This is a genomic window from Neisseria sp. P0021.S007 (genome assembly GCF_051956855.1).
The window spans coordinates 1-433 of record NZ_JBQCXA010001805.1 but is presented as its reverse complement, the minus strand read 5'-3'; the positions used below and the strand labels follow the sequence as shown (position 1 = coordinate 433).

1 pseudogene is annotated in these 433 nt (G+C 60.3%); it reads left to right on the top strand.

The annotated features are described in order from the left end of the window. Positions 1-433 (top strand): annotated as a pseudogene (locus ACTHUR_RS21555) (chromosome segregation protein SMC); the annotation flags it as partial.

Below are 433 nucleotides of genomic sequence, written 5' to 3'. Positions count from 1 at the left end.
GGATTGCACTACTGGCTCGACGGCGTATTGTGCGCGCCCGATTTGAGCTACGCCCTCGCGCATCAAAGCGATTTGGGCGCCCACCAAATCTGGCTCACGCCCGAAGGCCATCAGGTCGATAAAGTCAGCGTCCTGCTCTATGCCAAACCCGCGCAGGAAAGCCTGATTGCCCAAAAAGCCCGTCTCGACGGCATTGCGTCCGAACTGGAAAACCTCGCCCCCGAACTCTCCGCCGCCGAAGCCTCGTTCAAACAGGCGGAGGCAACCGTGCGCTCGTCCGAAGTGCAACATAAAAACCTGATGCAGCAGCAACAGCAGCATACGCGCCAATACAGCCAAGCGCAGCAACGCGCCGCCGAACTTTTAGCGCGCACCAACCAAGGGCAAATCCGCCGCGAACACATCGAGCGCGAACTGGCGCAGTTGGCGGAAG